5 protein-coding genes and 1 rRNA gene are annotated in these 6631 nt (G+C 48.5%); 4 read left to right on the forward strand and 2 right to left on the reverse strand.

Annotated features, from left to right (window positions below; translation table 11 throughout):
* Window positions 1-3050: S-layer homology domain-containing protein (locus FWE06_10050; protein ID MCL2547503.1), on the forward strand; the 3050-nt coding region annotated here is incomplete at its 5' end.
* Between the two features lie 114 nt (window positions 3051-3164).
* Here the strand turns inward: FWE06_10050 and FWE06_10055 are convergent.
* The gene (locus FWE06_10055; GenBank protein MCL2547504.1) at window positions 3165-3653 is read right to left on the reverse strand and encodes a hypothetical protein; all 489 of its coding nucleotides are present in this window, start codon (window positions 3651-3653) and stop codon (window positions 3165-3167) included.
* Window positions 3654-3901: 248 nt separating this feature from the next.
* Here FWE06_10055 and FWE06_10060 point away from each other — a divergent pair, with 248 nt between their 5' ends.
* Window positions 3902-4207, forward strand: coding sequence for a DUF3892 domain-containing protein (locus FWE06_10060; protein MCL2547505.1), 306 nt, complete (start codon window positions 3902-3904; stop codon window positions 4205-4207).
* A 51-nt stretch (window positions 4208-4258) separates the two neighbouring features.
* Here the strand turns inward: FWE06_10060 and FWE06_10065 are convergent, their stop codons facing one another.
* Entirely contained in the window at window positions 4259-5452 is a 1194-nt protein-coding gene (locus FWE06_10065; GenBank protein ID MCL2547506.1) for an AI-2E family transporter, read from the reverse strand.
* Window positions 5453-5495: 43 nt separating this feature from the next.
* Here FWE06_10065 and FWE06_10070 point away from each other — a divergent pair, with 43 nt between their 5' ends.
* A complete protein-coding gene (locus FWE06_10070) occupies window positions 5496-5636 on the forward strand; it encodes a hypothetical protein (GenBank protein MCL2547507.1) in 141 nt (46 codons plus the stop codon).
* 242 nt (window positions 5637-5878) lie between these two features.
* Window positions 5879-6631, forward strand: a 16S ribosomal RNA gene (locus FWE06_10075); the annotation flags it as partial.

The following is a 6631-nucleotide window of genomic DNA, read 5'->3' on the forward strand; positions in this document are numbered from 1 at the left end:
GGCAACTCCAAGCCGCACTCGATGACACGGATAATACGGAGGTAGTCATAAGCCTAACAAATCCGACAACAATTAATGCCAATGTCACTATACCACCCAATACAACCTTGCGTGTGACGGGCTCTTGGTTTAACATCAATGCGTCATGGGTAAATAATGGCACACTGATTATAGAGAATACTACTATCATTTTTGGCGCAGCTACCCTCACAAACAACGGCACGATAAACAACAACTTTACTTTGGATAGTGACGGCACAATAAACAACAATGGTACAATTACAGGCAACCCGATTATAGGCACAGGCACTATAAATGTAAATGGCGGCACATTCGTAGTGGAAAATTCGGCACAACTTAATGCCGCCCTCACCGCCATCGGCACAGGCACAGGCACGATACGGCTTGGGGCAAATCTTACAGGCACAAATCAGCACAACACAGGAATATCTATCAGCGGCACGACAGACATTACGCTTGAAACAAACAACTTTACACTGGACGTTGTAAACACAGGCGGTATCGGATTGCTTGTAGAAAACGGCGCACAATGGCAACTCAACGACAACGGCGGCGGTGCGTTTAATGTAACAGGTACAACGGAAGGGTTACGAGTAACAAACGGTTCGGCTGTAGTTACCAATGCTGCAGGAACAGCAACGTTGGGTCTTGGCGCACACGCTACAGGCTCAAATAGTTTTGTAACAGTCAGTCAGCATGCCATAGGTAACGCCACAGGAGCGGGTGCTTTCTTAGGAGGAACAGTCGTTGTAGGAGGTAATGTAGATGGCGGCGGTGCAGCTGATGCACATGGTGCAAATGCAAGCGGCAACGGCAGTACAGTAACCGTCAATGGAAATGCAATAGCTTTTGGCAACACCAGCAGTGCTGCAAGAGCAGTTAATGGCGGCGAAGTAACCGTTACAGGCGATGCCACAGCTACCGGCACAAACAGCGTGGGCGCACGGGCATTAACCGGAGGCACTGTAAATATTGGTGTAGATGCTACAGGTGGAATCAGAGGTGCATTAGCAAATGGTTCAGGTTCTGAGGTCAACGTCACAGGCGATGCCTCGGCAAGCGGCGCGAACGGTAATGGCGCGAGAGCGGAAAACAGTGGAACTGTCAACGTAGGCGGCAACGCAGAAGGCGTCGCAAGAGGCGCTATTGCCATAGGTGCAGGTTCCGAAGTTAATGTTACAGAGGATGCTATATCAACCGGCGCACATGGTTATGGTGCAGGTGCGGAAAACGGCGGAGAAGTTACCGTAGGGCACGATGCGATTGCCACCGGCACAAATCACGTTGGAGGGGCTATTGCCACCGGCAATAATTCTCGCATTGAAGTAACGCGCGATGCCATAGCGACCGGCACCACCAGTGCAGGAGCAGGCGCTGGTTCCGGCGCAACAGTTATAATTGGCAGACACGCCATAGCCAACAACAATGACAGTTGGACAGTAAACTCCACAGGCGGGGATATTACCGTCTATGGTGATGTTTCCGCAAATGGAACAAATGCAAATGGTGTACGGGTTAATGCGGGCGGAGCTGCTTTCATCGGCGGTAATGTTTCAGCAACCGGTACAGGCGGCGTGGGTGCTCACGCACTCGGCGGCGGACAAATCACAATAGGCGGCACAATAACCGCGACAACTTATATAAATATTGCATACACAGCCAGGGCTCAAAACAGCTATGACACACCCACAACCAAGGCGGGCTATTTCACATACGATAATAGTCCAGCAACACCTGTATCAACCGTATGGGCAAGAGGCGCGTCACCCGTGCTGACAATCGGCACGGTATCACGCACAAGCGATACAGAAGCCACCGTGACATTTACAAGCACACAGTCAGGAAACCGTTTCCACCAAATTGACGGAGCAACACCTGCAAATGCGACGGCTCTTGTGACTTCCGGTCAAAACTCAGCAGCCATGACAGCAACGACAAATACAATCAGCCTCACCGGCCTTACCGCAGGGGAGCGCACAATCTATATAGCAGGTCAAAACGGAGCGGCGCAGACAAGTAATATGCTGACGGTGGCTATTCCGGCGTTTGAAATACCCATCACCGGCGGCGTTATCACAGCAACAGCCCCGGTAAACGGCGCAACTGTAGCAGCCGCAACGGCTACCATGATAAACACAACGCCGAGCGCAATCACATGGACGCACAGCGGTGGAACGCCGGCAGGTGTAAACTTTGGGGCGAACCGGGTATATACAGCCGTATTTACATTGACGGCGAACGTCGGATTCAACTTCAATGGACTTCGGGCAGACACGCTGACCGTGGCCGGAGCGACAGTTACACATTCTATGGTGACTACAGGCAATTCCGTAACGGTTACGGTGGTATTCCCGATGACAGCGGCACAAGGCGGCACTGGCGACAGCGGCTATGGTTGGAACCCACCAACAACAGCAATAACACCGGGACAAATCCCGCTTGCAAACTACGAACCACAAATCGAAGAGCCGCAATTCCCGTTCATCGATGTCACAGTCACAGACTGGTTCTACCCCTATGTCAGAGCGGTATGGGAAAATCAACTTTTCCAAGGCACAAGCCACAACCTATTTACACCACAGGGCAACATGACTCGTGCGATGTTCGTACAAGTGCTTGCCAATATGGAGAGCGTAGACCTTGCCGTATATGAAACGGTTTCTTCAACCTTTGGTGATGTTTCTTCCACAGCGTGGTATTTCGCAGCAATCGAATGGGCGGCAGGACAAGGGCTGGTACAAGGTGTAGGCAACGACAACTTTGCGCCAAGCACCCCCATTACGAGGGAGCAAATGGCGGTCATGCTTCATAACTATGTTGTAAGCCGCAATATCGAGTTACCACAAGATACAACACGCACATTCACAGACCAAGACGATATCTCTTATTGGGCGGTTGATGGTGTACTGGCGATCCAAGCCGCAGGCATCATCATGGGTCGCCCGGATGGCAGATTTGCCCCAAGAGATACGGCAACCAGAGCAGAAGTAGCGACCATCTTTGCACGGTTTTTGGAAGCTACGGAATAATTTATCTGTTATAAAGATAAGAAAACGGCGTAGCATCGTGCTGCGCCGTTTCCTGTCGTAAAAGCCCCGTGTTTCGGGGCTTTGATTTTCGCTATCAATCGCTTATGAGGCACATTACCCCAAAAGCATGGCGAGGCCGATTCCAAGCAGGAACAATAAAACCCAAGCGAGTACAGTAATACCCGTACAGATCAGGACTCTGATGGGTGTTGACAAAGTGGTTTTTGATACGCTCACACATCCGGCAGCGCCGCAGAACCCGATAACAGCAGGAATTGCGCCACCCAAGCTGACAATGGGGATCAAGATGCAAAGAACAGCAAAGACCAATACCCAAGCAGGGCGTTTCACGTATACTTTACCGCTTCTTACGTATTGACCGTCAATCACGACATCCGGCTCTTTGCTCTCAACGACAAGGCGTGCCTCTTTGCCGTCCAACATAAATCCTTCGTCAAATCCAAGGATCATACTCCAAAAACTGGCTTTCACTTCGATTGGTACGCCGTTGGCAGTCAGTACGTGCTTGCCTTTTACTTTCTCGTAGGAAAAAGAATAATCTTTTCCATCAATCTGGCTTACCCATTCTATTGGTTTTTTCATTGTATCCTCCAAAAAATTATAAATTCGTTACACCGTCCGTACCAAGCACGAGCAGCATACATATTGTACCATATCATACAACAAAATTCTACAAAAAAACAAAAACGTTGAAAATGCTTCAACGTCTCACGCTGAGACTTTGGGAGAGATGACAAAAATACCAATAAATGCAATTTCGTGGCTGAGAATAGATTCTTGCAAAAGCGGCAAACTATTTTTATATCGATAACAATATGAGGAGAAAAATGATGTCAAACGAAAACAAAGCAAACGTAGACTTGATCAGCCTGCCGATGCTCGCAATGAGTGAGATACCGATCCCGAACGCGGATGCGAAGCGGATCGTGGCGCTTGTAAAAGAAGACGGCCGTATTTCAGGATATCAGCTATCGGACGGTACGGTTTTGGATAAAGATGCAGGCGTAAGGCTTGCGAAGCAGGGCGGCATTCGTGGCGTAGGCATCGCAACGAGAAATGGCAGCGAATACCTGAAGTCTCTTCCGGACGGCACCGAAAACAATAACTTGGGAAACCTGCCCTCCATTTCACAATAAAAGCGGATCCACTTCTTCAGGCCGGCGCGGCATAAAGCTTCGTCGGCTTGTTCAATGTCTTTTGCTTTCTACTCGGTAAACCAATTTCAGAATGAATATCTTGACAATGGCGGTGATCGGCACCGCGATCACCATGCCCAGTATGCCTGTGTAATACCCTGCGATCGTAATCGCAAGTAGGACAGTCAAAGGGTGCAGGCCTGTTTTGGAGCCTACAATTCTGGGGTATATAATATTCCCGTCGATTTGTTGTATGACGATCATGACGATGACTGCAAGGATGCCTTGTGTCAGCCCATCTGTAAAAACAGCGACCAGAAACGCCGGAATCATACCGAGAATAGGGCCGAAATACGGGATGATGTTTGATACGCCCGCAAAAATCCCTATGAATACCGCAAATTGAACGCCCAGAATAGAGAGTGCGATCGAAGTTAAGATGGCGACGATCAGGCCGTCTAAAAGCGCGCCGCGGATGAATTGCGACAACACCATATTGACCTCGAACAACGTTTCGCGCACGATGGCGTTTGTTTTTTGCGGAAGCAATAAGTGAAATGTTTTTCTGCATAAACGTAAAAAGAAAGATTTGTCTTTTAAAAGGTATATGCTGATGACAAGTCCGATGACCATATTGATGATGCCACCGCCGATGCCCACGACCACACTTGCAATGGAGGAGGGCGTGAAGCTGTTTGAGAACCAGTTTAAAACAACGTTCGTTGCTTCGTTGATCGTATCACTGACGATGTCTTGCGGAAGCGATGCGGCCCATTCTTGAATCGCGGCTTCATAAGCGATAAAATGGTTCATGAGATCGGAAACGGCGTATCGTATGCCGACAAACACGAATTGATCAAGGATCAGAACCGCAAAACCGTATATAATGAAACAAATGGTCGCGATCAGCAAAACAAATGTGACGATGACACTAATGAAAAATCGTGTTTTCTTTCGGCGCTCATATTGAATCGGATCTTCCGGCATTTTGAAAAAAGCGCGCGACATGATCGAGAGATCGATGAATTCTACGGCAGGGCTTAAAAAATAGGCGATGACGATGCCGATAAAAAGCGGGGTCAGCGCGGAACCGGCGCTCGACAAAGCGGCAACAGCGACTCCGATGATAGCCCCGAAATTTCGAATGACCATATAAAGGAGATAGAGCAGTGCGATTGTTACCGTGCAGAATAAGCTCCATTTCATAAGCGTTTTATCATTCAGCAAGTTTTTCAGTTTGATCATAAACAGGACTCCAAGAAGTTGATATGATATTAGTATGACATGAATGATGCGTCGCCAAACGAAAAAACTCAAAAAAAATCAAAAAAGGCAAAAAAAGCGCTTGACAGTAGAAGTGAAAGCTGCTAATATTAAAAAGCTGCATCACCCGAAAGGGAACATCGCAGCAGGCCAAAAGGCCTTATGAACCTTGAAAACTTCATAGTGCAGGAACTTGATCGTGCGGAAGAATTAATTCTGTCCGAACGGTTAAAGTCAAAATGAAGTACAACCAAAAATTTGGTAAGATTTGATACATGGAAACATGTATCGGGTCACACGTACAATTCTTTAAAAAAAACAATGATTCACAAAAAAACAAAAACGCAAAAGTGTTTTGTTCTGTGAAGGAAAAAACTTCGATTTAAGAGCCTCGGCTTTTAGATACCACAAACAGAGAGTTTGATCCTGGCTCAGGATGAACGCTGGCGGCGTGCCTAACACATGCAAGTCGAGCGGTATATATTGGAATGAGATTTCGGTTGAATGAAAATATAGAGAGCGGCGGACGGGTGAGTAACGCGTAGATAACCTGCCCCATACAGAGGGACAGCCTCGGGAAACCGGGATTAATACCTCATAATGCTGAGATGGCGCATGCCATTTCAGTCAAAGATTTATCGGTATGGGATGGATCTGCGTCTGATTAGCTAGTTGGTAAGGTAACGGCTTACCAAGGCAACGATCAGTAGCCGGCCTGAGAGGGTAATCGGCCACATTGGAACTGAGACACGGTCCAAACTCCTACGGGAGGCAGCAGTGGGGAATATTGCACAATGGGCGCAAGCCTGATGCAGCAACGCCGCGTGAGCGATGAAGGCCTTTGGGCCGTAAAGCTCTGTCCTTGGGGAAGAAAAAAATGACGGTACCCATGGAGGAAGCCCCGGCTAACTACGTGCCAGCAGCCGCGGTAATACGTAGGGGGCGAGCGTTATCCGGAATTATTGGGCGTAAAGAGTGCGTAGGTGGTCTTGTAAGCGCGGGGTGAAATGCGACGGCTCAACCGTCGCCAGCCTTGCGAACTACATGACTTGAGTGCAGGAGAGGAAAGCGGAATTCCTAGTGTAGCGGTGAAATGCGTAGATATTAGGAGGAACACCAGTGGCGAAGGCGGCTTTCTGGACTGTAACTGACACTGAGGCA

Source organism: Oscillospiraceae bacterium, assembly GCA_009780275.1.
GTDB lineage: Bacteria > Bacillota > Clostridia > Oscillospirales > UBA929 > WRAI01.

What these genes read in the sequence shown, in the direction of transcription:
- FWE06_10055 (MCL2547504.1), bottom strand. Translation starts at nt 3,653, where the DNA reads ATGAAAAAACCAATAGAATGGGTAAGCCAGATTGATGGAAAAGATTAT.
- FWE06_10060 (MCL2547505.1), top strand. Translation starts at nt 3,902, where the DNA reads ATGTCAAACGAAAACAAAGCAAACGTAGACTTGATCAGCCTGCCGATG.
- FWE06_10065 (MCL2547506.1), bottom strand. Translation starts at nt 5,452, where the DNA reads ATGATCAAACTGAAAAACTTGCTGAATGATAAAACGCTTATGAAATGG.
- FWE06_10070 (MCL2547507.1), top strand. Translation starts at nt 5,496, where the DNA reads ATGATGCGTCGCCAAACGAAAAAACTCAAAAAAAATCAAAAAAGGCAA.